At 38.9% G+C, this 25270-nt stretch carries 21 protein-coding genes; 14 read left to right on the top strand and 7 right to left on the bottom strand.

All coding sequences use genetic code 11. The annotated features are described in order from the left end of the window. Positions 1-50: 50 nt before the first annotated feature. The 14 genes from DN53_RS11715 to DN53_RS11780 all read left to right on the top strand — a co-directional run bounded on the left by DN53_RS11715 (position 51) and on the right by DN53_RS11780 (position 15070). Positions 51-989: a glycosyltransferase gene (locus tag DN53_RS11715; protein ID WP_129654463.1), complete on the top strand. Its 939-nt coding sequence runs from the start codon at positions 51-53 to the stop codon at positions 987-989. An 11-nt stretch (positions 990-1000) separates the two neighbouring features. Further along, entirely contained in the window at positions 1001-2536 is a 1536-nt protein-coding gene (locus tag DN53_RS11720) for a lipopolysaccharide biosynthesis protein (protein ID WP_129654464.1), read from the top strand. Between the two features lie 167 nt (positions 2537-2703). After that, positions 2704-3819: an O-antigen ligase family protein gene (locus DN53_RS11725; RefSeq protein WP_165357405.1), complete on the top strand. Its 1116-nt coding sequence runs from the start codon at positions 2704-2706 to the stop codon at positions 3817-3819. 140 nt (positions 3820-3959) lie between these two features. Beyond that, a complete protein-coding gene (locus tag DN53_RS11730) occupies positions 3960-4397 on the top strand; it encodes a serine O-acetyltransferase (protein WP_242502126.1) in 438 nt (145 codons plus the stop codon). An 87-nt stretch (positions 4398-4484) separates the two neighbouring features. After that, positions 4485-5537: a glycosyltransferase gene (locus DN53_RS11735; RefSeq protein WP_129654467.1), complete on the top strand. Its 1053-nt coding sequence runs from the start codon at positions 4485-4487 to the stop codon at positions 5535-5537. 5 nt (positions 5538-5542) lie between these two features. Beyond that, a complete protein-coding gene (locus DN53_RS11740; protein WP_129654468.1) occupies positions 5543-6691 on the top strand; it encodes a glycosyltransferase family 1 protein in 1149 nt (382 codons plus the stop codon). Positions 6692-6694: 3 nt separating this feature from the next. After that, a complete protein-coding gene (gene asnB / locus DN53_RS11745; protein ID WP_129654469.1) occupies positions 6695-8605 on the top strand; it encodes an asparagine synthase (glutamine-hydrolyzing) in 1911 nt (636 codons plus the stop codon). Then, positions 8605-9768 carry a glycosyltransferase family 4 protein gene (locus DN53_RS11750; RefSeq protein WP_129654470.1) on the top strand — a complete coding sequence of 388 codons (1164 nt, stop codon included), beginning with the start codon at positions 8605-8607 and terminating at the stop codon, positions 9766-9768. Before asnB ends, DN53_RS11750 begins: the two co-directional genes overlap by 1 nt. Before the next feature lie 130 nt (positions 9769-9898). After that, entirely contained in the window at positions 9899-10516 is a 618-nt protein-coding gene (locus DN53_RS11755; RefSeq protein ID WP_129654471.1) for an acetyltransferase, read from the top strand. 216 nt (positions 10517-10732) lie between these two features. Continuing rightward, positions 10733-11383 (top strand): sugar transferase, encoded by a 651-nt coding sequence (locus DN53_RS11760; RefSeq protein WP_417935928.1) that lies wholly within the window; start codon positions 10733-10735, stop codon positions 11381-11383. Next, entirely contained in the window at positions 11380-12156 is a 777-nt protein-coding gene (locus tag DN53_RS11765) for a formyl transferase (RefSeq protein ID WP_129654472.1), read from the top strand. The genes DN53_RS11760 and DN53_RS11765 overlap by 4 nt, the downstream gene beginning before the upstream one ends. Beyond that, positions 12153-13037: a 1-aminocyclopropane-1-carboxylate deaminase/D-cysteine desulfhydrase gene (locus tag DN53_RS11770; protein ID WP_129654473.1), complete on the top strand. Its 885-nt coding sequence runs from the start codon at positions 12153-12155 to the stop codon at positions 13035-13037. The genes DN53_RS11765 and DN53_RS11770 overlap by 4 nt, the downstream gene beginning before the upstream one ends. Then, entirely contained in the window at positions 13034-14047 is a 1014-nt protein-coding gene (locus tag DN53_RS11775) for a GNAT family N-acetyltransferase (protein WP_129654474.1), read from the top strand. The genes DN53_RS11770 and DN53_RS11775 overlap by 4 nt, the downstream gene beginning before the upstream one ends. A gap of 12 nt (positions 14048-14059) precedes the next feature. After that, a complete protein-coding gene (locus DN53_RS11780) occupies positions 14060-15070 on the top strand; it encodes an ATP-grasp domain-containing protein (RefSeq protein ID WP_129654475.1) in 1011 nt (336 codons plus the stop codon). 88 nt (positions 15071-15158) lie between these two features. On the opposite strand, the gene DN53_RS11785 is transcribed toward DN53_RS11780, so the two are convergent. The 7 genes from DN53_RS11785 to DN53_RS11815 form a co-directional block, all read right to left on the bottom strand. Beyond that, entirely contained in the window at positions 15159-16106 is a 948-nt protein-coding gene (locus DN53_RS11785; RefSeq protein WP_129654476.1) for a hypothetical protein, read from the bottom strand. 2 nt (positions 16107-16108) lie between these two features. Then, positions 16109-17455 (bottom strand): MBOAT family O-acyltransferase, encoded by a 1347-nt coding sequence (locus DN53_RS11790; protein WP_313790139.1) that lies wholly within the window; start codon positions 17453-17455, stop codon positions 16109-16111. 114 nt (positions 17456-17569) lie between these two features. Beyond that, positions 17570-19276, bottom strand: a complete 1707-nt coding sequence (locus tag DN53_RS11795) for a carbamoyltransferase family protein (RefSeq protein WP_129654478.1) — start codon at positions 19274-19276, stop codon at positions 17570-17572. 122 nt (positions 19277-19398) lie between these two features. Further along, entirely contained in the window at positions 19399-20571 is a 1173-nt protein-coding gene (locus tag DN53_RS11800; RefSeq protein ID WP_129654479.1) for an OmpA family protein, read from the bottom strand. Between the two features lie 120 nt (positions 20572-20691). Next, the gene (locus tag DN53_RS11805; RefSeq protein WP_129654480.1) at positions 20692-21138 is read right to left on the bottom strand and encodes a hypothetical protein; all 447 of its coding nucleotides are present in this window, start codon (positions 21136-21138) and stop codon (positions 20692-20694) included. Positions 21139-21141: 3 nt separating this feature from the next. After that, positions 21142-22284: an N-acetyl-alpha-D-glucosaminyl L-malate synthase BshA gene (gene bshA, locus DN53_RS11810; protein WP_129654481.1), complete on the bottom strand. Its 1143-nt coding sequence runs from the start codon at positions 22282-22284 to the stop codon at positions 21142-21144. Positions 22285-22313: 29 nt separating this feature from the next. Then, the gene (locus DN53_RS11815) at positions 22314-25226 is read right to left on the bottom strand and encodes a serine hydrolase domain-containing protein (RefSeq protein WP_129654482.1); all 2913 of its coding nucleotides are present in this window, start codon (positions 25224-25226) and stop codon (positions 22314-22316) included. Positions 25227-25270 lie beyond the last annotated feature (44 nt).

Genomic DNA, 25270 nt, shown 5'->3' on the forward strand with positions numbered 1-25270 from the left:
AATATAAAAACACTTTTTTCAGTCCAATTTAAATCATTTAGCGAAGGATAATGGAGCAAAAGAACAAAATCAGCATTATTGTCCCCGTCTATAATGTCGAGCAATATCTTGGACGGTGCATTGAATCCATTATTGGTCAAACCTACCAAAACATGGAGGTTATTCTGGTCAATGATGGATCTATTGATAGCAGTAAGGAAATCTGTGAAAGGTATGCACAAGAAGATGAAAGGATTATTGTAGTCAATCAAGAAAATAGTGGATCCAGTGTGGCGAGAAACTCTGGGATGGAAATTTGTACCGGCGATGTGATAGCATTTCTGGACAGCGATGACCATATAGACAAATCTATGTTTCAAACGATGATTGACATCATGGAAAGTAATGATCTGGATGTTGTGGAAATTTCCCCAATAATTTTCGGTAACAAGAATGGCTTTGACAACACCCTTGCCATCGAGGATGGCAATACTGCAATCAAGAGAATCCTTCGTGGTGCATGTTTTTCGGTATGGCGGAGGATCTACAGAAAAGAGGTTGTCCAAAACATGAGGTTTATTCCCGGAATCATACATCAAGATGTTTTCTTTACCATTGATGTTATGAACAAGGTAAAATCCATAGGTTTCCTAAATAGTCCTCTCTATTTCTACAATACAGAAAACCTGAGCATTATTAGAAGTAAGTATTCAAAGAACAAGATTGAAACAGGAATAAGGGCCACTGAATATATTATAGAGAACACACCAAAAAATCCGTCCGTTCAAGAGGTGGTCAAAAATTATGTGGTTTCATACTATACCGACCATTATTTTCTTTTAAGTAGAAACAAACATGTAGATCCACAAAAAAAATATAGGAGAAAAATCAGGAAGGCAATCCTCGATGCGGTAAATTTCAAAAGACTCAGTTTACGAACCTTCCTGGTCATCTTCATGCCCTCTTTGATTGTAGAAATCATATCTTCGGTAAATCAGAAACTAAAATAGTTTTATCGCACATGTCCAGACTGAGATTGACCTTAAAAAATGGCTGGATTGCCCTAGTTTTTCAGTTGGCATATATTGTGACCCAGTTCTTCTCCCGGAATATCTTTTTGGAATATCTGGGTGATGACTTTGTAGGAACTGAAGGCACCCTGAAAAGCATATTGATGTTTCTAAATTTATCGGAGCTTGGGATAGGTACTGCTGTAGGTTTTGCCCTATACAAACCGTTGTTTAACAAAGACCGTGAAAAAATAAATGAGCTCATTGGTTATCTGGGTTACCTATACAAAAGGATCGGTTTGTTTGTGCTCTTGGGCGGTGTAGTGCTCATATTGTTTTTTCCGCTGTTCTTTGATGATGAAAAAGTGAACATTGGAATAGTCATTTTTCTGTTTTTAGCGCTGTTGACAAGCAATCTGATCAACTATTTTTTCACCTATCATATGTTTCTCTTGGAAGCCGATCAAAGGGGATATATCAATACCACCATCAATAGGTCTACTTATATCTTAAAACTAGTCGTTCAGTGCTTTGTTCTTATCTATCTTGAAAACATTATCGTTTGGATATCAATTGAGTTGCTTTCCGCGTTCCTATATGCCCTTATATTTAGAAAACGGATACGGAAAGCTTACCCCTGGCTGCATCTTAAATTTGAGGTAACCCAACCCATTAAGGAAAGAAACAGGTCCTTATTGACCAAAATAAAACAGATCAGCTTTCATAAACTGGGAAGTTTCGTGTCTACGGGAACAGATAACATACTGATATTCGCACTTATCAATCCAGCCACAGTGGCCTACGTTGGAAATTATCAAATGGTAATGAACAATATCAATATATTGGTAAGCAAACTGTTCGAAGGCACCAAGGCCGGTGTTGGGAACTTGGTGGCAGAAAACAACCTGAAAAACACCCTGAAGGTTTTTTGGGAAATGATGGCCCTAAGGTTTTTCTTTGCCGGTTCCGCCTCATTGGTTATGTACATTGGATTTGATGATTTTATAATATTGTGGTTGGGAGAAAAGTATATTCTTTCCGAAACAATACTTTTAGCATTGGTTGCCATATTTTTTATTTTACAGATCAGGCAACCTGTAGATGATTTTAAACAGGCATATGGGCTTTTTGATGACATTTGGTCCCCTGTGGTTCAAAGTGTCTTAAATTTAATACTGTCCGTTGTTCTGGTCCTGGAATATGGAATCATTGGCGTTTTTATCGGGACCATAGTCAGTCAGGTGGCCATTGTTTTGATATGGAGGCCTTATTTTTTGTTTACATCCGGGATGAAAATCAGTTCAAGGGTTTACTGGAAAGGATTTTTAATGCATTTGATTTATTTATCCATAGCCGGACTTCTATTTTTAATGGCATCCCGTAACTTTGATATGTCAAAAAATACGGGGATTTTTGAGTTATTGGTCCATTTGATACAGTTGGGCATGTTTTTCTCATGCATTTATTTTCTGATCCTATTGGCTTTGAGCAAGGGGTTCAGACATGTTGTGAACAGGTTTTATGGTATCATCAAAAATAAACTCTGAAATAAAGTGATTAATTTATTGATGAAATGAAATATGTACTAGGCGTCTTAATAATTTTGTTCGCAACCTACTCAGATATATTTTTATATCGTGTAGGCATTAACCCTTTGCCTCCTGCTTCACTTCTCATCCCCCTATTTATGGGTGCGTTCGTATTAAGGTATAATATGAAGGAGGTTCTATCGCTGTTTAAATCGCACACAGCGAAGTTTTTCTTTTTGATGCTTATGCTGTCCACCATCTTCTCTGCTTTCTCCAATGCGGATCCTGAAGTCATCAGAACAAATATCTCACTTGATGTCATCACCCTGATACTTTATCTGTTTATGCTCCATTTCTTTATCAAGGAAGACAAGAAAACCGTATTTATAGTTGTCTTTATTTCCTTGATTGTACTTGCTGGCAGTGTTTGGTATGACTTCCTGATTGGATTACCAAAATACAACAGAACTTTGGCCGAAAGTGTCAGAAAGGGTGGTTTTGGTGAAAACCCCAACAAAGCTGCTTCCGGAATAAAGTTTTTGGCACTTGGCGTCCTTTTCTTTCTGGAACACTCCAAAACAAAAAAATATCTGGTCATTACCATATTGGTAGCCACAATTTTCATCACTTTTTCGCGAAGTGGAACTGTTTCTGCCGTTCTTATCTTAATCCTTGGCACGATGAACAATTGGAAATCAACCTTCCAAATCGATGTGCAAAGGCTCATAAAAAGTTTCTTTAGAATTGTTATTCTATTTTCCGTGCTCTATGTGGCATTGCTTACATTAGCCGGTGTGATTCGGGAAAACTTCCCAGCATTTACCCGAGGGGCTGCAGGTGAGCGTATGGATCTTTTATTGGGGCAAAGTGACAAAGGGGTAATTGCCGAGGATACCGGTTCAGGGGGCGGTCGTGGAGATTTATTTTTAAAGTACATGGATGACTTCATGTCCAATCCTTTGGGATATGGGACGGGATTTACCGATGACAGGGAGTTTAATAGTTTGAACACCCATAACCAATACCTCTATTTAGCCGTGAATTATGGTATTTTGGGACTGGTATTGTACTTGTGGCTAATTGGATATGGCATAAAGATATCCATCAGTAGAAATCAGTTTTATTGTTTTGTTTTCTATTCTCTTTTCGTTTTTGAAGGGCTTATTGCCCACAACGTATTTTATGAAAGGGCGGTCCTTATCTGTGTTGCATTTTTTGATAGTCTGAACTACGGGGAAAAATATTTTGATGAAACCTTGAAACGAAGAATCTATAATGAACCAAACAACACTTTAGTATGATCAGCTCCTACAGTGAATATAAGTCATATTTAGAACAGGATAGGATTGCATTGGGAGTCCGTAATGACCATTTTTCTTCAAAAATAAAAGACTTCCTTTTTCCCAATTACATTTGGAGATTTGAGCAAACCCTTCGAAAATTGGAGTACTACTACAATTGTAAAAACAGCTTTTGGAGCAAACCAACGTATTACTATTTAAAGTATAAATTCAGGAAAATATCAATCAAATTGGGGTTTTCAATACCCATAAACGTATTTGGCCCGGGTTTGGCCATTGTACATTATGGTACCATCGTTGTCAACACAAATGCAAGGATTGGTAAAAATTGCAGAATACATGCATGTACCAATATCGGTGCATCGGGAGGAACAAGTCACGCGCCCCAGATTGGAGATAATGTATACATAGCCCCTGGCGCCAAAATTTATGGCAAAATCAATGTTGCCAATAATTGTGCTATAGGTGCAAATGCCGTTGTGAACAAATCCTTTGAAGAAACAGGAATCTTGATTGCGGGTAATCCAGCAAAAAAAATAAAGGAAATCGATATCAAAAAGATAATAAAACATATATAATAGTGTTTTTACAAACATATAAAGCCAACCATTGTTGGCTTTTATCCATGCCCAAAGCCATTATGTCCCCAAAAAATAACTTTTAATATGGCCCGCAAAAAAATAATCTTTGTGTTACCAACTTTAACAGCTGGTGGCGCCGAAAGAGTTATTTCTTTTATAGCGCAAAACCTTGATAAAAATAGCTTTGATTCGAAACTATTGATCCTGGGAGATGAAAGCTCATCCGCATTTAGCGTGGAAGGAATCGATTTGATTTTCTTTAATAAAAAGAGGGTACTCCATGCTGTGCCTAAACTATACTTTTTTCTTCTTAGAGAGAAACCTGATTTTATACTAAGCTCAATAGGTCACCTAAATACCGTATTGGGTCTTTTATCTTTCTTTCTTGGCCGTACAAAAGTTTTCATAAGGGAGGCCAGTGTAGTCAGTAGCATGGGTAAATACTCCAAAAGGAAGAGTCGTTTAAGGGGGCGTCTTGCAATAATTGCATACAATAGGGTGTCAGGGATAATATGCCAATCCAAAGACATGGCAAAAGATTTTGCATTAAACTATCCGGGTGTAGAAGGAAAAATTACAACCATTGCCAACCCACTTACATCAAAACTCCAATTAAAAAGTGTAGAAAGTGATTCTCGTACATTAAAGGTCATTACAATTGGCAGGCTAAGTAAAGAAAAGGGACAGGCAAGGTTGCTAAAAATTCTATCAAAGCTCAAAAGGGATTTCCACTATACAATTCTCGGGGACGGTCCCCAAAAAGAGGAACTCCTAAAACTGGCCGATTCCCTTGGGCTCATGGGAAAGATAACCTTTGTGGATCACAGTAAAGACATTCAGGGCTATTTGGAACAAAACGACCTTTTTCTGCAAGGATCCTATGTGGAAGGTTTTCCAAATACAGTCTTGGAGAGTTGCATGGTAGGAACCCCCGTACTGGCATTCAACGTGCCGGGAGGAACCAAAGAAATCATTACGCACAATGAAAACGGTTTTTTGGTGGAGGATGAGGATAGCTATTTGGAGTGTCTTGAAAACCATAAATACATTCCCCCTGCCCAAATCAGGGAATCTGTTATTTCAAAATTTGAGCCCAAGAAGATTCTTGGACAATACGAAAATCTATTTAAACCTTAGGGTACATGGAAGCCAGACCAATTAGAATTCTACATGTTTTAACCATTATGAACCGGGGAGGTGCCGAAACCATGGTCATGAACTATTACCGGAACATTAACCGGGAATTGGTCCAATTTGACTTTTTGCTCCATAGAAAGGAAACCGGCGCTTTTGATAATGAAATCCTGTCCCTTGGAGGAAAAATTTACAGAATGCCCTCCATTTCACCTAAAAACTACTTCAAGTACCAAAAGGAACTGGAACAATTTTTTGATGAGCACCCAGAATACCAAGTTGTGCATTCCCATCTAAATGCATTGAGCTCCATTATTTTTAGGGTGGCCAAGAAAAAAGGTATAAAAACACGGATTGCCCATAGCCATTTAGCGGTTGAACCTTTTGTATTTTTAAAGGTGTTCAAGCCAAACACCGATATTAAAGCGACTATCAAGGACAGCACACAATCACTTATCCGTAGAAGGGTAAGACATCTAGCCACCCACTATTTTGCTTGTGGGGAAAAGGCCGGAGACTGGTTGTTCGGAAAATCCAACAGGGATAAGGTGGAAATCATAAACAATGCAGTAAATGCCAAAGATTTTCTATACAACCCCGAAATCCGAAAAAAAGTTCAAAATGAGTTGGGACTGGAGGGTAGAAAAATCATTGGGCATGTGGGGCGTTTTAATGAGCAAAAAAATCATTTTCTCCTCATTGATATTTTCCATAGCCTTTTACAGAAAAACCCCAACTGTACATTGCTATTGGTCGGAGACGGCAACCTAAGGTCAAAGATTCAGAATAAGGTGAAACAGTTGGGAATTACCAAAGAAGTGGTCTTTTTGGGTCTTAGGGAGGATATCCCCGAACTATTGCAGGCCTTTGACCTCTTTTTGTTCCCGTCCCTATATGAAGGGCTTCCCGTAACCCTAATTGAAGCACAGGCTTCGGGATTGAAAATTGTAGCTTCAGATACCATCACCAATGAAGTGGACCTAACTGGTTTGATCACATTCTGTGGCTTAACAGACCCCATTGATCATTGGGCCGAAGAAGTTGACAAAAATCTAACCTATGAACGCAAGAATATGTTGAACAGCATCGTTCAAGGGCAATATGATATTGTTGAAAACGCAAGAAACTTACAAGAGTTTTATTTAAAAATATATTGATAAATGTGCGGCATTAACGGATTTATTAGTTACGGAAAAACCTTATCTGAAAAAGAATCGGTTTCTAGGATAAACCACATGAACGACCTGATTGTTCATCGGGGGCCGGATGACGATGGCATATTCCATGAAAATAATGGAACCACCACGATTGCCATGGGTATGCGCAGGTTATCCATTATTGACCTTCATTCCGGAAAGCAGCCTATTTTTTCAGAAGACAACCAATTGGTAATTGTTTTCAATGGGGAAATATACAATTACCTTGAACTAAAGGAGGAACTCATCAAGAAAGGTGTAACCTTCAAGACCAACAGTGACACGGAGGTTATTTTAAAACTGTATGAGAATTACGGTGTCTCATCTTTTAAAAGGTTGGACGGCATGTTCGCCTTTAGTATCTACGACAAAGGACTGAACAAGGTATTCATTGCCCGTGATTTTTTTGGTGAAAAGCCGCTATACTATACGCAGAGTAATGGAAGTTTTAAATGGGCATCGGAATTAAAGTCCATAACCAATGATGCTGCCACCCCTCTGAAAATAGACAAAGTAGGGCTCAACCTTTATCTTAGACTAACTTATATTCCAGCGCCATATAGTATTTACGAGGGTGTACATAAGCTCCCTCCCTACTCTTATATCACATACGACTTATCAGAAAACAATTATATAATAAGCGAGATAGAGGCCGAGACCTATCCTGACAAAACCAACTCCAAAATCAGTTTGGACAAGGCCAAAAACAATGTAAGAGACCTTGTGAGGGACAGTGTTGTTTCCCGATCTATTTCAGATGTTCCTCTCGGCACCTTCCTTTCCGGTGGGGTTGACTCATCCATAGTTTCATTATGCCTATCCCAATACAAATCCGAACCTATTGAAACTTTTTCAATTGGCTTTAAGAAAAAGTCTTTTGATGAAACCGATAAATCCCAGTTGGTTGCCAAGATGATTCATAGTAACCATCACGAGTTTATAATTGACGAAAAGGATATCAAAGAAGATTTGCATCAAATCTTGAATAATTTTGATGAACCATTTGCAGATTCATCAGCACTCCCTACATATTTGGTCTCCAAAAAAACCAGGGAACATGTAACCGTTGCGCTTACTGGAGATGGGGGCGATGAAGTTTTTGGAGGGTACAACAAATACTACATGGGCAAATTGAACAGCAGATATACAAGTTGGGTTCCTAAACCACTCCATAATGTTGTTAAAAATATCAGTATGCCTTTTTTGAACACCTCAAATGACAACAGAGGTAGAAGGTATCAAATTAAACGATTACTGAACTCATTTGACTATAATGGAGGTTTTTATTGGGATATTATCTCTTTGGGATATACCAACGGTGAAATCAATGAATATTTGCTTTCCGAAAACCAAGTTGCCACCCCGTTCAAAATATACAAAGACACCTTAGGAATTAATTCACCAAAAAGTTTAACTGATTTTCGGTTGGTTGATCGCCATATAAGCCTTGAAGGGGATATGCTTGTCAAAGTAGATAGAACCAGCATGCTGAACTCACTTGAATGCAGGGCTCCATTTCTCAACAAACAGTTATGGAATTATGTAAATACACTACCTGAAAACTTTTTGCTCAATGGTTGGAACAAAAAATTTCTTTTAAAAGAGGCATTCAAAGATGAATTCCCTAAAGGCTTTCTGGACAAGTCAAAAAGTGGCTTTGGCGCCCCGGTTGGGGATTGGCTTAGAACTTCGCTTAGTGCAGAGTTAAAATCATATATTGAAACTGACAAGCTTAAGAAACAAGGTATTTTCAATGCAGACACCATTACCAAACTTGTCAGGGAGCACCTGTCAGGTACTGCGGACAACACTTTTAAGGTATGGACTTTCTATTGCTTTCAAAAATGGTATTTCAACACCTACATATCTAAATAATGGCTAAACCAAAATTGATTAGGATCACTACTGTTCCCGGATCGTTGGGAGGACTCTTAAAAGGGCAGTTGAAGTTTATGAACCATTATTTTGAAGTAATTGGAATTTCTTCCCCAGGAGACTCCAGGTCCCTTTCTGATGTAAGTAAACAAGAAGGCATTAGGGTCATTCCTGTTGAAATGACAAGAAAAATCACACCCCTGAAAGATTTAATTGCCGTCTGGAAGCTATATAGAATATTTATGGAAGAAAAACCTATAATAGTCCATACACACACACCAAAGGCCGGAACCTTGGGAATGATAGCAGCATACATGGCAAGAGTACCGCATAGATTACACACTGTTGCTGGATTACCCCTTCTGGAGGCAAAAGGGAACAAAAGAAAAATATTGGACCTCGTAGAAAAGCTGACTTATCGCTTTTCCACAGAAGTGTACCCGAACTCATTTGGCCTAAAAGAAATAATATTAAACAATAAGTATACGAATGAAGGAAAGCTCAAAGTTATCGGTAAAGGTAGCTCTAATGGAATAGATACTGATTACTTTGATCCAAAACTATTCAGCAATGACGATAAACAAGCATTACGGAAAAAATTTAATATAAAGCCCGATGATTATGTCTTTATCTTTGTAGGTAGAATTGTGAGCGATAAAGGAATTAATGAACTCGTTTCAGCGTTCAAAGATCTTACAATTCAATATGCAAATATTAAATTATTGCTCGTTGGCGCACCTGAAAAAAAATTGGACCCCATACTCCCAGAGAACGAAGACTATATCAAAAAATCGGATTTCATAATTGAAGTTGGCTGGCAAACCGATGTAAGGCCTTTTTTTTCCATTTCCAATTCTTTGATTTTTCCAAGTTATAGAGAAGGGTTTCCCAATGTAGTAATGCAGGCTTGCGCTATGGGCATTCCAAGTGTGGTAACCAATATCAATGGTTGCAATGAACTCATTCGAGATAAAAAAAATGGTCTTGTCATACCAGTAAAAAACATACCTGAGTTAAAATCCGCAATGGTCAATATAATGTGTGAAAATGACTTGGAGAGTTCAAATGAAATAAGGCAATTCATGATTGATAACTATTCCAGAAATTATGTCCACAATGAAATATTACTAAACTATCGGTCATTGATAAAGGAGGAGGTATGATTCGCATAATAGATAGCTCAAAAAAAAAGAGGTTCATTGTCAACTAAACGCTCATTGAAAACGTATATTCATAGAAGTATTTTTATACACCTCATATCATATAGCTTAAAACCAAAAAATAATTTACTGCATGTACATATTTGGCGCTGGCGGTCATGGAAAGGCCATAATAGATTTAGTCGTCTCTGATTCTGAGTTTGATGTTGACGGTCTATTCGACGATAATGAAAATGGTAAGATAATGGGAATACCTGTTGGCAACATCAATGACCATCAGTTTTCGAAGAACCAAGACTTCCATATCGCCATTGGAAACAATCAAACAAGAAAAGATTTATCTGAAACTTTCAAGGTCAATTATCCCAAACTTATTCATCCCTCTAGTACTATTTCCAAATATTCTAGCATAGGGGAAGGAACCGTGGTCATGCCACAGTGTTCCATAAAAGCAATGACAGCGATTGGTAGACATTGTATTGTAAACGCTGGTGCCATTATCGGTCATGACGTAACCATTGGTGATTTTGTCCATGTGGCACCAAATAGTGCTGTCGCTGGTTTTGTGAATATTCAGGAAGGGGCACACATAGGAATCGGCGCATCGGTTATTCAAGGGGTCACTATTGGAAAATGGTCCATAATTGGAGCTGGGGCCGTAGTCATTAGAGATGTTCCCGAATATTCCGTTGTTGTTGGAAACCCAGGAAAAGTAATCAAGTCTGTTATGCACCATAACACGACACCGTAGTTCAACCGCACCTTTTTTATTGCATATACACCTATAAATAGAATATTAGAGCACCAAAAAAATTGGCCAACCGTTGGTGCAACAGAAGTATCTATTTCGTTAACGTGACGTCAGTTGCAATTTAACTTATTATTTCGCCTTTGGGCTAAAAAAAATCCGTTAACCGAAGCAAGTCTTTTTTTTTGTAAGTCAAGGAAATTGTTAAATACAAATTAAATGGAAGCTTATCTGTTCCATCAAACCAAATCAACCAACGTGTACTCTAAATACATAAAACGATTTATTGATTTTATTCTATCGTTAATAGGCTTTACACTTTTATTCCCTGTATTTGCCTTACTCTATTTAATTGTTCTTTTTATTAACAAGGGAAATCCACTGTTCTTTCAAGAAAGACCTGGAAAAAATGAAAAGGTATTCAAAATAGTCAAGTTCAAGACTATGACAGATGAGCGCGATTCAAATGGGAATTTGCTTCCAGATGAAAAAAGATTGACCAAACTGGGTAATTTTATGCGCAAATCGTCATTGGATGAGATACCTCAATTGATCAACGTTATCAAAGGAGATATGAGTCTAGTTGGCCCTAGGCCTTTAAGGACACATTATCTCCCCTATTATACGGAAAGAGAACGACTACGCCATACGGTTAGGCCTGGCATTACCGGTTTGGCGCAAGTGTCCGGACGAAATGCCATAGGGTGGGACGAAAAACTGGAAAAAGACGTTGAATACGTTGAGAATCTATCCATGGCCACGGATATATCCATATTATTTAAGACCGTTGAGAAAGTTTTTAAGGCCTCTAATGTGATCTTGGATGACACCATGCAAACTTTTGATGAGTACCGAACAACAAAAAAATGAAAATAGTACTACTTTCTGGTCAAGGTTTACAATGCGACATTGTATATGGATATCTCAACAGGAGGTTCAATATTACTGCTGTGGTCATTGATGATACTTATAAAAAAAAACAATCTAGAATAGGAAAGGTAAAAAAGAGGATTTCAAAATATGGGTATATCAAGGTCTTTCTGCAACTGTGCTTTACCAAAGTCTGCGTCCCTATATTAAAATATGAATCCAGAAACAGAAGAAAAAAGCTTCTTAAAAAAGTTACCCTTAGAAAACCAAAGCATCATGGCAATCTTTATAGGGCCAAAGACATTAACTCAGAACACACTCTATCCTTTGTAAATAAAAACAATCCAGACCTTATAATTGTTCATGGAACATCGATTATCAATGAAAATTTTCTAAAAAACATCAGCTGCCCCATTATCAATTTTCATATTGGCATAACCCAAAAATATAGAGGGATTCACGGAGGCTATTGGTCTTTACACCATGGGGACACTTCAAATTTTGGCACAACAATTCATTTTGTGGACACCGGAATTGACACCGGAAAAATAATAGTTCAAAAAAGAATTAAAAAATCTAAAAAGGATAATTTCTGCACATATCCAATACTTCAGACTATCAAAGCTTTAGGCTGTTTTGATATTGCCATAAAGAAAATTTTTTCAAAAAAGCACAAGAAATACCAGGTTGTTGCCTCCTCCGCTAGCAGATACTATTCGCAACCTACAATAACGCAATATTTATATAAACGATTACTGTTCGATGTAAGATGAGTTTCATATCCGAGAACATACAAAAAGTACAAGATTTTTTCATCTATAGGGATGATCTTTATCCTTCACTGGGTGGAGGAAACAAGGCAAGGAAGATGATGGCGCTTGATAAAGTACTCAAAACCCAAGGATACAATGCTATCGTGACAACAGGAGGTATTCAGTCCAATCATTGCAGGGCTACCGCTGTTTATTGCCAAAAATATGGAATGGAATGTACATTGGTCCTGCATGGCAATGAATCTGAATTCCACAGACAATTGGGAAATGCTAAAATAATTCGTGATACAAACGCGAGCCTTAACTTCTGTGATCCGGATGAGATATCCGAAACCATGGACGCCGCGATGCGGGAATATGAGGAAAATAGCTACAAACCCTTCTACTTGTATGGTGGGGGGCACACGCTGGATGGCGGAAAGGCTTATATCGATGCCGTGGTGAAAATGGTAGAAAACGGTTTTACACCCGCACAGATTTATTTACCCACTGGAACAGGTTCCACACAGGCGGGAATCTTAGCGGGAATCTCTAAGTCCGGTGCAAATACCAAAGTGATTGGCATTTCGGTTGGAAGATCCAAAATAAAGGCAGAAAAAGAGGTTGAAGAATTTTACCATCGATTATGTGAAGCATATGATATTCCTTGTAATGGGGAAATCATTGTCGATGATAGTTTCTTATGTGGTGGATACCAAAAGTACAATGATGCTATAGAAAATATTGCAAAGTACTCCCTTTCATATTACGACATCCTGTTGGATACTACATATACTGGAAAAGCGTTTTATGGAATGCAAGAAATACTGAAAGAAAATCCCGTGGACGGTGATATCCTTTTCTGGTATACCGGGGGCATGTTTAATTATTTTGGCGTATGATAGACATTATATACAAAAAAGAGGATTGGAACAAGGTTTTGTTGGAAATTGGAAAATATGATTTCTATCATACCTATGACTACCATGTGGCCCTTGCCAAAAAAGGTGAAATACCTATACTTATTGTATATTGGGAACAGGAGAAAAAAATTGCATTTCCCTTCATTAAGAAAAATGTATATGGAAAATACTCAGACATTACCAGTGTTCATGGTTACTTAGGGCCAATACAGTGCAACGTTGATTCGGATTTTGACAATGCTGGTTTTAAATCCAGTTTTGAAAACCTGTTGATTTCCGAAAACATCATTACCGCTTTCTCCAAACTTAATCCCTTTATTAAAGGACAAGACGAAGTGCTCAATGCCCTAGGAAATATAGAGGCCATTGGGGAGTTAGTCTATTTTGATCAACAGATGGATGATGAAACACAAAAATCCTTTTATAGCCGCAACACACGGAGAAGCTTAAAGAAGTTAAGACAGACCGCAACAGTCGTAGAAAGGAAAACTCCCAAAGACATTGATGATTTCATCAAAATATATCATCAAACCATGGACCGTCTTGGAGCTCATAAAAAATTTTACTATGGTAACGAATATTTTGATAGATTAGTAAATTCAAATCTGTTTAATTGTAAGATTCTATTTGCGATTGATGATGAGACCAAGGAAACAATTGCAGCTGCATTCGCCACTCATTCCTGTGAAATTTGCCATCTTGAATTGATATGTACAAATGAAGATTTTAGTAAATATGGACCATCTAGGATTGTTTATGACGAAGCAAGGGCAATATTGAAGAATGAGCAAATAAAATATTTGGTTCTTGGTGGAGGTAGTGGAGGCAGAGAAGGTTCTTTAATGAAATTTAAATCATCATTTACCCAAAATTATATAGATTATAGAATATGGAAGTATATCGCAATTCCAGATATCTACGAGTCTATACAAACTGATTTTCAAAAGAGTGTAGACTCTGATTTTTTCCCCCGATATAGGATAGTGTAAAATACAAGGAAATTGAATATACTGTTTACATGCGCCGGAAGGCGAAATTATCTCATTAACTATTTCAAGGAAGCCTTGAATGGTGAGGGCCATATACTGGCTGCAGATCAAAACATGTCTGCTCCGGCAATGGTAGATGCTGACATTGCCATTAAAGTGCCTAGCATTTATTCCCCGAACTATATTGATACCTTAAAGAGCAAAGCCAAGGAATACGAGATAAACGCCATCATTTCACTGAACGATTTGGAGCTTCCAATACTTTCGCGCCATAGGTCCGAATTGGAAGCTCAAGGAACCAAGGTTTTAGTTTCCGATCCGGAAATTATAGACATTGCTTTTGATAAGTGGGAGACGGTAAAATTTATTGAAAAAATAGGGCTTAAATCTCCTAAGACTTACCGAACTCTTTCTGATACCATCAAAGCTATAGAGCAAGGAACACTTAATTTTCCTTTAGTAGTAAAGCCTAGGTGGGGAAGCGCCTCCATAGGAATCGAATTTCCAGAAAGTATGCGTGAACTGGAATTGATTCATGAATTACTGAACATAAAGCTTAAAAAGTCTATCCTTAATATCGCTAGTAGCATCGACATTGAAAATGCTTTTATTTTCCAGGAAAAAATCACCGGAGAAGAATTCGGCATTGATGTGCTCAATGATTTTAACAGGGAGTATTTTGGAACTTTTGCCCGGAAAAAATTATCGATGCGATCTGGAGAAACAGATAAAGCCATGTCTTTCATTGATAACACATTATCCCAAATTGGTCAAACTCTAGGGGAAAATTCCAAACATTTGGGCAATATGGACTGCGATGTCTTTGTTAAAGATGGTCAGACCTATGTTTTGGAACTTAATCCGCGATTTGGGGGTGGTTACCCCTTTTCACACGAAGCGGGTATCAATACAGCTGCTATTTATATATCGTGGCTCAAAGGAAACCATGATGTAACTCAATTCGATAATTACCAGCATGGTTTAATCTTTTCAAAATGTGATAGAATGATCAAAATTTGTTGATCTATACTGGTTTCATAAACTCAAACTTGTCGGCACAAAAAAATAACCTCAAAGAGGCTATTTTTTTGTTTTGTAATCGCGCTGAAGTCTATTTCTTTACCGCAAAACCTTCCAATGCCAACCTTTCTGAAATCAGCTTTGCCAACAATTCCCGACCATTATTGTTCCAGTGCTGGTCATATATCAATGTGGTAGGTTCCCTTGATTCTTTAAAAACATTGGCATAATCCATATAGTCATAGTTCTGGCTTTTAAGATACGATACGAAACGTTCATCGGTCTGATCTGAGTTCAACAAAAAAATCATCTTTTTTCTGTCAAATCCATACTTCTCTATTACCGATTCAAAGTTGCCAGCTCTTATTGGAAAGGTATCTGGTCTTTCAAGATGGTCTTCTTTTTTAGTGTCTTTTTTTAAAAACTTAAGTGTTATTAGGTTCTTTGCCATATTCTTAACTGGATCAAAAAGCCCAATCATTTTTGCATACACATACAACTTGGAATAGTTTAGAAATGGAAGGGTCAGTTTTCTTTCAACATACTTATATTCTGCTCTATCCAAATCTCCTTCATAGTCCAGATATATGACTATTTTATCAATCTTGCCAAAATCTTGCTTGTAGGATTCAATCAAATGCATGGCATCAGCAAAATCGTTACTGGAGTGCCCATATTCATACACCTCTACACCCTGTAGTTGGTTTTCAATTTTTTTCCCTAGTGAGTTGGTATAATCTTGGTGAAACCCTTCTATGAAAGAGTCCCCAATTATCGCCAGTTCAAGTTTATCAGCGGATGGTTCAAACTCCCTAAAGGAATTGAAGCCCGAATTATTTATATGGTATTCGGCAAAGTTTTGTCTACGGTTTCCGTGCACAGAATAACCAGTTTGGCCAGGTATCCATTTAAGGATTCCCTTTTCATCAGTGTATCGGATAGGGCGATCATCATACAAATGAAAAACGCGTACCAGTACTTCAAAGAAGACCAACATTAAAATTCCGTACAAAACTATTTTTGGCAATAATCTTTTCATGTCTAAAATTGAAAATATATAAAGGAACGGTCAACACCATCATCATAAAACAGCAACATTAGAAAAACCAAAGATGCATATATGAAAAACCTAATGTACCTATTCTGAAAACGAAACGGGTTTCGCTCATCCCTTCTTATAACATATTCGAAAACAATAAATGCGATTAACAAAATGATATAATCCACTATTCTATATCCCCTAGGATGCATATATGGTTCGTAAGTGAATCCTAACAACATATTATTAAGGTAATCGAAAGCTGTTGAAAGGTCTTTGCTTCTAAAAAATACCCAACCCAAGGTCACCAAAAAGAATGTTTTTACTATACGCCCTCCAGCTAAAGCAAAACTCTTAAACGATTCAAAAACATCAGGAGTATCCAAATACCTCCTATTTGCTTTAGCATAGAACAATGGGACAAATAAAAAAGCATGAAAAAGTCCCCAAAAAATAAAGGTCCAATTGGCCCCGTGCCAAAATCCACTCACCAAAAAAATGATGAAGATATTTCGTACTGCTTTGGGCTTGGAAGTACGAGACCCCCCCAAGGGTATATATAGATAATCCCTAAACCATGTGGATAGTGAAATGTGCCATCTTCTCCAGAATTCCCCAATATCCCTAGAGAAATAGGGAAATTTAAAATTGGACATCAGTTCAACCCCAAATAACTTGGCGGTACCAATTGCAATATCTGAGTATCCGGAAAAATCGCCGTAAATCTGAAAACCAAAAAATATGGCTCCCAAGATTAAAGTCGAAGATGGATATCCTGCAGAATTCATGAAAATGTCATCCACAATTGGGGCTAAAGAGTCCGCAATTACCACCTTCTTGAACAATCCCCATAACATCAGCTTGATTCCTTCTCGCTGTTGTTCCCCACAAAACTTTCTCGGAAGTTCTATTTGTGGCAGTAAGTGAGTTGCTCTCTCAATAGGACCTGCTACCAATTGCGGGAAAAATGCAACAAAGGTTGAAAATGATATAAAATCCTTTGTTGGGTTCAATTTACCCTTATAAATATCCAATGAATAGGAAAGGGTCTGAAAAGTATAGAATGAAATCCCAACCGGAAGAATAATATTAAGCGTCCATACATTCTCTATCTGATAACCAAAAAATGTAAAGGCATTTACAAAAGAATCAACAAAGAAATTGTAATACTTAAAAAAGCCGAGCAAGCCAAGGTTGGAAGCCAAACTAATCCATAAATACATTCGCTTGGACTTCACATTCTTGCTCTCTGCCATCTTTAGACCTACAAAATAATCCACAATGGTTGAAAATAGAATGAGAGATAAGAACCTATAGTCCCACCATCCATAAAAAATGTAGCTGGCCACAAGGACCAATAAATTTTGAAGCTTTAAAGATTTTTTGTTCAAAAACCAATACGCGAAATATACTATTGGCAAGAAAATAAAGAACTCCAACGAGTTAAAAAGCATACAGTAGGATTACTTTGTTAAAACATAATTACCAATGACCAGAGCATCCAATCCAGTTGACCAGAAACACCGAATGGCATCTTTTGGGGATTCTACCACAGGTTCACCTTGAATATTGAAACTTGTGTTCAAAACTACAGGAATCCCTGTCTTTGACCCAAGTTTTTCGATAACTTCATAATATCTGGGATGTAATTCCTTTCGGACAGTCTGTAACCTTGCACTTCCGTCCACATGGGTAACCGCAGGGATGACACTCTGCTTCTCCTCAAGAACATTACATACTTTGAGCATAAACGGTGCTTCGACTTCAAGGTCGAAAAATTTGTCCTTTGCCTCAATAATAGCCGATGGGGCAAAAGGCCTGTAGGCTTCCCTGAACTTTACTTCTGCATTTATCTTATCTTTCATGTCTGGAAAAGCTGGGTTGGCAAGAATACTGCGACTTCCCAATGCCCTTGGCCCAACTTCCATTTTGCCCTGAAACCATCCAATTATCTTGCCTTTTTGCAGTAACTCTGCAGCATGGTCGCAAACATCCTCTACATAACTGTATTTCAATTTGGCCCCATCTAAAACAGCCTTAATCTCTTCGTTGGAATATTCTGTTCCCAAATAAGGGTTGTCATGTACAAAGTTTCTTTCCTTGTTCAGTAGACCATTATACAAATAGTACGCAGCTCCAAGGGCCGTTCCGTTATCTCCTGCAGCAGGCATAACGTAAACGTCCTTGAATTTACTTTCCCTTACTATTCTTCCATTCATTACACTATTAAGTGAAACCCCTCCTGCAATAACCAGATAATCTTCCTTTGTTTTTTCGTAGAGAATTTCACATATCTCCAAGACCTTATCTTCCAAAACCCTTTGGAAAGCAGCTGCAACATCCTGATGTCTCTGTGTAAACTTCTCATCTGGTTTTCTAGCAGGACCGAACACCTTTTCAAATTTTTCTGAATATCGCTTGGCCGCCAAATACTGAAAATTAAAGTAGCTCAAATCTATTTTGAACCTTCCCTTATGATCTACCTTTATTATCTTATTTACTTCTTCCAAATAGGTTTCTGGATTACCCATAGGAGCAAGTCCCATTGTCTTACCCTCATCATAATTTGGTTTAAAACCACAGAACTGGGTCACAGCTTCGTAAAAAGAACCCAAGGAATGTGGGTAAAAATTTTCACTTATCTTGTTAATTTCATTTCCTTTCCCATGGCCAATCCAAGTAGTTGCCCATTCTCCCGCACCATCTATTCCCAACAGTGCTGCACTTTCATAAGGAGAAATATAGAAAGAACCCGCAACATGTGTCAAATGGTGTTCAATAAAATATACTTTCGGCTTTTTATCGCTCTTTCCCCAATTCTCGTTGTACCAAGCCCAAAAATTTCTCTGCATCAGATAGGTATGTCCAACATGATGTCCAACAAAACGCAAAAGGTTCCCTGACCTAAGCAATCCAAGAAAATATGTAAGTACATATATCAACTTATTGGACCAGTTATGTTTTGGCTTTATAGAAACTGCTATGTAATCAACATCTTCAAAAGATAATCCAGATTCCTTTAGACATCTTTTAGCTGCGAGCTTTGGAAACTCCCTTGTGTGTTTATCCCTGTTTAAACGCTCTTCCTCTATTGCAGATTTGAGTTGACCGTCCTCTACCACACAGGCAGAAGAGTCATGAAAAAAATAGTTTAATCCCAGTATGACCATATTAATAATAAATTAAAGTGAGTGGGAACGTTTTTTCATAAAAACCTTTAAGGTAAACCCTTATTTTACGAAGCATTCAGATTATCGGTGAAACTTAATTTTAATTCGATGATGCACTTGAATCAATAATTTTCTATCATAAACTCTGACCTTCTGTTTTTGGAATGCTCCTCCTCGGTGCAATACACCCCATCCTTACAATCATTAATCAGCTGGGTTTCTCCGAAAGCATCATGTTCTATTCTATCAGAAGAAATTCCTTTTGAGATGACATAGTCCACTGTACGCTCAGCTCTTTTCTCTGACAACCATTGATTGTATTTATGGGTTCCTCGGGAATCCGTATGGGCGGTAATCTTTATGGTTATGGTAGGCTCATTTTCCATAATGGCCACAAGCTCATCCAACAATTCTTTGTCCTTACTGGTAAGGTATGATGAATTCAACTTGAAGTATACATTGCCCAATTGGTTGATTTTATTCTGTAAAGCGGCGCGTCTAGCATCTTCGGCATCTTTTCTGGCCTTTTCAGCTGCAGCAAGTTCCGCAGCCTCCTTTTCTCTTTGCAGGCGCTCTGCCAATAGTCTGGCCTCTTCAGCTTTCGCTATGGAATCCTGTACCCTTTGCTGCTCTTTTTCCATTTCTTCCAATAAGGCCAATTTTTCCTTGCCCTTACGGGAAAGTTCTTTTTCGACTTCAAATCTATATGCAACTCCTACGGCATGCTGTATATGATTGGTTGCATTCTCCGTACTCATGGCCCACTTCCCTGTAGAACTAAAATCTAGACCCCAATGGTCCGAAAACCATGTTCTAAATCCTACTACAGCATTATAGGTCCCCCTACCCTGGTTGTTTGCATCGGTATACCCCGCACCAATTCCTATATAAGGGTCAAAAAAACCAGTCTCCCCTAATATCTTGTTAAGATCATAGCTCACCCTAAAGTCAAGTCCAAAATAATCCTTATCCTCTGGGTTTATCACTTGATCAACAATCTTTCCTTCTTTGTACTTGTTGTAGCTGCCGATGGCTTCCAGACCCAATCCATTTTTAAAATAGCGACCCACACTGACCCTGGATGGATATGGAACCATATTCCAAGCACCTTCTATATCAAAAAGTCTGCTAAATTCATGGCCAGAGTCGTCCACCATATTGGTTCCCAAAGAAACAAGCCAATAGCTATTTACAATACTATCTTTCTTGGTCAGCTCCAATTCTGGTTCTTGGGAAAAAGTAGATGTGGTGAAAATACATGCCAAAGCCACGCAGGCCAATCTTGAAATATTCATTATGTAAGATTTGAGGTTATCAAGAACAAAGCTATACCAACTGTTCAAAAAGATAAATTTTGCACTTTCAAGTGCTTTAATTTTCGATGAGACGCAATAAATGAGTGATTTGTTTTGGCTTTACCACCCTACCTTTTTAAAATAGATTTCCTTTGAGGAGTGTGGCATTTTATATAAATAAAAAGGGTGCGAAACAGCTTGGGATTCTCCTTTTTTAGCCGGTGTGGACAGCTCTATTGCCACCAATAGTTCATCCTCGGTTTGTTGAATTCTTGACAAAAGTGGCTCTTTTTCTCCTTGAAGCTCTCCCAAGCAGACTACCAAAACTGTTTCCGTGGAAAAATCAATAATCGGAACAGGAAGACCAGGCTTTCTAGTCTTGTTGATCTGCGCATAGAATTTGTTCAACGATTTGGTATCCTGTATTACCTTGGTCTCATACTCTGGGATACCACTATATCCATCATGTGTCACCAAAACCAAATCTTCCATCTTTTCACCATATAGGGATTGCGCCTTACAGGAAAGCAAACCGATCAACATGAGTAAAGACACAGCATATCTCATATATTAGACGGTATTCTTGAATCTGGAATTATAGGCTTTCTCGTAGATTTCTTCATACAGGGGTAATATATTGACAATATCAAACTTGGAAGCAACGTTGTAGGCATTTTGCTTGAATTTCTCCAAAGTCTGGTCGTCCTTCAATATCTGGAGGGCCTTGGAGGCCATATCATCCACATCGCCAACATTGGACAAGAAACCTGAAACTCCATCAATGTTCACTTCTGGAATACCTCCCGTATTACTGGAAACGACCGCAACCTTGTTAATCATGGCCTCTAAGGCCGCCAAACCAAAACTTTCCGTTTCCGAAGGTAGCAGGAAGAGGTCTGAAAAACAGAGAATCCTATCTATCTCGGTACTGTTACCCAAGAACAACACCTTATCCTTTAGACCTAAATCATCGCACATCTGCTCTGCATTTTCCTTTTCGGGCCCCTCTCCCACCATGATCAATTTTGAAGGCACTTCCTTTTGAATACGCTGAAAAACCTTAATGACGTCAGGGATCCGTTTTACCTTTCTAAAGTTACTGATGTGGGTAATGATACGCTCATTGTCCTTGGCCATCAAAGAGCGTTGGCAATCCGTATATTCTGTGCTATACTTGTTTTTTTCTATAAAGTTTGGAATTACCTCAATATCCCTTTCAATCTCAAACAACTCCAAAGTGCTCTTTTTCAAGGCCTCGGAAACCGAGGTGACCACATCGGATTTATTGATACTGAAGGTAACTGCAGGCTTATAGAAAGGGTGTTTTCCCACCAAAGTAATATCGGTTCCGTGCAAAGTGGTGATCATGGGAATGAAAATCCCATACTCCTGAAGCATCTTTTTGGCCATATAGCCCGCATAAGCGTGGGGGATGGCATAATGTACATGCAGCAACTCGATCTCATACATTTTTATGGTATCCACCAACTTACTGGATAATGCCAGCTCATAGGGTTGATAATGAAAAAGGGGATACTCGGGAACATGGACCTCATGAAAATGGATGTTGTTACCCAAAAGCCCCAATCGAACCGGTTGTTTATAGGTAATAAAGTGTACTTCATGCCCTCTCTCTGCCAAGGCTATTCCCAATTCGGTGGCCACTACACCACTCCCTCCAAAGGTGGGATAACAAACAATTGCAATTTTCATGAAAACAAAGCTACGGTAATATTTGCTTCTTAATTTATAATGGAATCATAAATAGCTTGTTGTATTCTCGTCCTAAGACCAGACTTGATCAACAAGGTATTGGTGGCCGATGGATACGTCCTATTGGACAAAAACACATAGACCAACTCCGCGTCCGGGTCTGCCCACGTATACGTTCCGGTAAAGCCACTATGCCCAAAACTCTTATGGGATACACAGCCACAAGTTGGGCCACTCTCTTCCAACTGGGGTTTATCAAATCCCACCCCGCGTCGTACATTTTTATTGCAGAAATAACAGGTATTGAATTTCTTTACGGTCCTATCGTTCAAAAAACGAACCCCTCCGTAATATCCGCCCTGTAGGTACATCTGCATGATCTTGGCTACATCACTGGCCGTACTGAACAGTCCGGCATGTCCCCCTACTCCACCTTGCATGGCAGCTCCCATATCGTGCACATATCCCTGAATGGTCTGGTATCGAAAATAGTCATCCTCCTCTGAAGGGATTATTTCATCTTTCGGGAACTTATGCAAGGGATTAAATGCGGTATGCTGCAATCCCAAAGGCGTATAGAGAAACTCATTGATAAGCTCATCAATAGGCTTGCCATAGGTGTCCTCAATATATTTTTTAAAAACATAGTAGCCCACGTCACTATATCGGTACCGGTTGGATTTCAGACTTTGTCTACCTATTCTATCGTAGATGGAGTCTTTATAGGCATTCGTGAGATACAAATGGTCGGCCACCTGATAAGAATACCCTTCAGTGGGTGATTTTCTATAAAATTCATCGGAAGGTTTTCTTTCCTTGGTAAGCGTGTCCAGATAAAAAGCGATCCAAGCCGGAAGACGCCCGTAGTGGGACAAAGCCTTGAGGACGGTTACGTCCTTTAGTTCCGTCTCTCCATATTCTGGCACCAATTCCTGAAAAGTATTGTTCAAGGCAATTTTTCCCTCTTCCTCCATTTTCATGATCAACGGGAGGGTGGACAATATTTTGGTCAACGAAGCCAAGTCATAAATGGAATTGGCATTCACATGTCTCGTGGAATCATAAGTAGGCTTTCCAAAACTTTTATTGTAGACCACTTTACCTTTTCTGGCCACCAAAACCTGGGCTCCGGGAAACATTAGGGAATCCAGACCGGAATGTACCAAACTATCTACTTCGGCAAGTCCTGTGGAACTCAACCCTACCCGTTCCGGGATGCTATACCCCAAACGCTTCAAAGATTCCAGTTTCTCTCCTGTGTTTACTGGAAATTCTGGATGTGCAGAGACGGGAAGTTTACCATCGGCGCCAATGGCACCAAAGATGACCTCTGCCGCTTTTTCTTGGGCAATTTTACTGTTCTGATACGCTACCACCACGCCATCCATTGCATCAAAATTCAATACATCCAAAAGGGCATAGGGTTTGGCAAAAAGGGTCAAAATGGTATTACTGGTGCGCATACGCGATATTTCCTCCAGCCAAAAAATCTCATTCTTGGAAAATTTATACCCTTTCCAAGGGCTTGCGTTGCTTTTGTGAAACCCTATAATCACCAAATTATAGTTGGCCAACTCTTTCCGGTATCCAGCAATATCCTTTGCCTTGATGGCCGTAACCTTGAAATACTGGTTCAATGCATCCAAAAAAGGTGCTCCATCATCATCCCCAAACTGGACATAGGCTATTTTCTTGTTCTCCAATTTCTTGATGGGCATCAGGGAGAAATTATTTTTAGCCACCGTAATGGCTCCTTCTATCGCTTCCTCGTAAATGACATCGTTTTCAATACCATTGAGATCCTCATAAAGATTTTCCAGATCAATGGGCTTATAATCAGACAACCCAGCTTTATACTTGGCCATCAAAATCTTTTTCACGGAATGAGCAAGACGTTCTTCGGTAATGGTCCCTGCTTCGTAGGCCTCCATAAGCTTTTTCTTGGCCGATAGCACATCCACGGGCATCAACAACATATCATTTCCAGCCAAAAATGCTTGTAGTTCCACCTCTCCGTCCGGCGCGAACTCGGAAACGGCCTTCATATTAAGAGCATCGGTAAAGACCAATCCTTTGAAACCCATTTCATTTTGAAGTAGGTCCACCACAATACTTTTAGAAAGTGAGGACGGAAACCCTTCCCTTTCTTCCAAGCTTGGAACGGCCAAATGGGCAATCATCACCGAACTCAGACCATTATTGATGGCCTTGTTAAACGGATAGAGTTCAATGGAATCCAATCGTTCCCTATTTGAAGCGATGATGGGCAATGCCTTATGGGAATCCGTAGCCGTATCTCCATGACCGGGAAAGTGTTTTCCGCATGAAAGAACTCCAGCGGCTTCCATACCCTTTGCAAAGGCCACACCCTTCTGACCCACATTTATGGGGTCTTCCCCAAAAGAACGGTTTCCAATAATAGGGTTCTTGGGATTGTTGTTCACATCCAGGTCTGGCGCAAAATTGATGTGTACCCCCAAGCGTTTGGCATGTTTTCCTATCTGATATCCTACCTTTTCCACGGTTTTGTTATCCTGAATGGCTCCCAGCGTCATGTTCCAAGGGAAGGCATAGGTCGAATCCAATCGCATGGCGAGTCCCCATTCAGCGTCCAACCCGATCAAAAGAGGAATTTTGGATTCTGATTGGTAGGCATTGGTCAATTTCGCCTGTTTGACAGGGCTACCCGGTAGAAAAATAACCCCGCCAATAGCCTGTTCCTTCACCAATGTGGTTATTTTGTCGGTGGAAGCCTTATCTTGGTTCGAAGCAATGCTCACCATGAACAGTTGCCCCACCCGTTCTTCCAAGGACATTTTCTGGTATTGTGCTTCCACCCAATGGGCTTGGGCCAAGGAATCTTTTACAACCAAAGGGTCATTTTGACCGCGAAGGCACACACTGAACAATAAAAGAAGGGGAAAGTAGTAGTTTAATCGCATAAATATCTTGCCTATGACATGAACTTATCGCATATAAAAATATT

This window comes from Flagellimonas olearia, from assembly GCF_004150225.1.
Taxonomy (GTDB): domain Bacteria; phylum Bacteroidota; class Bacteroidia; order Flavobacteriales; family Flavobacteriaceae; genus Flagellimonas; species Flagellimonas olearia.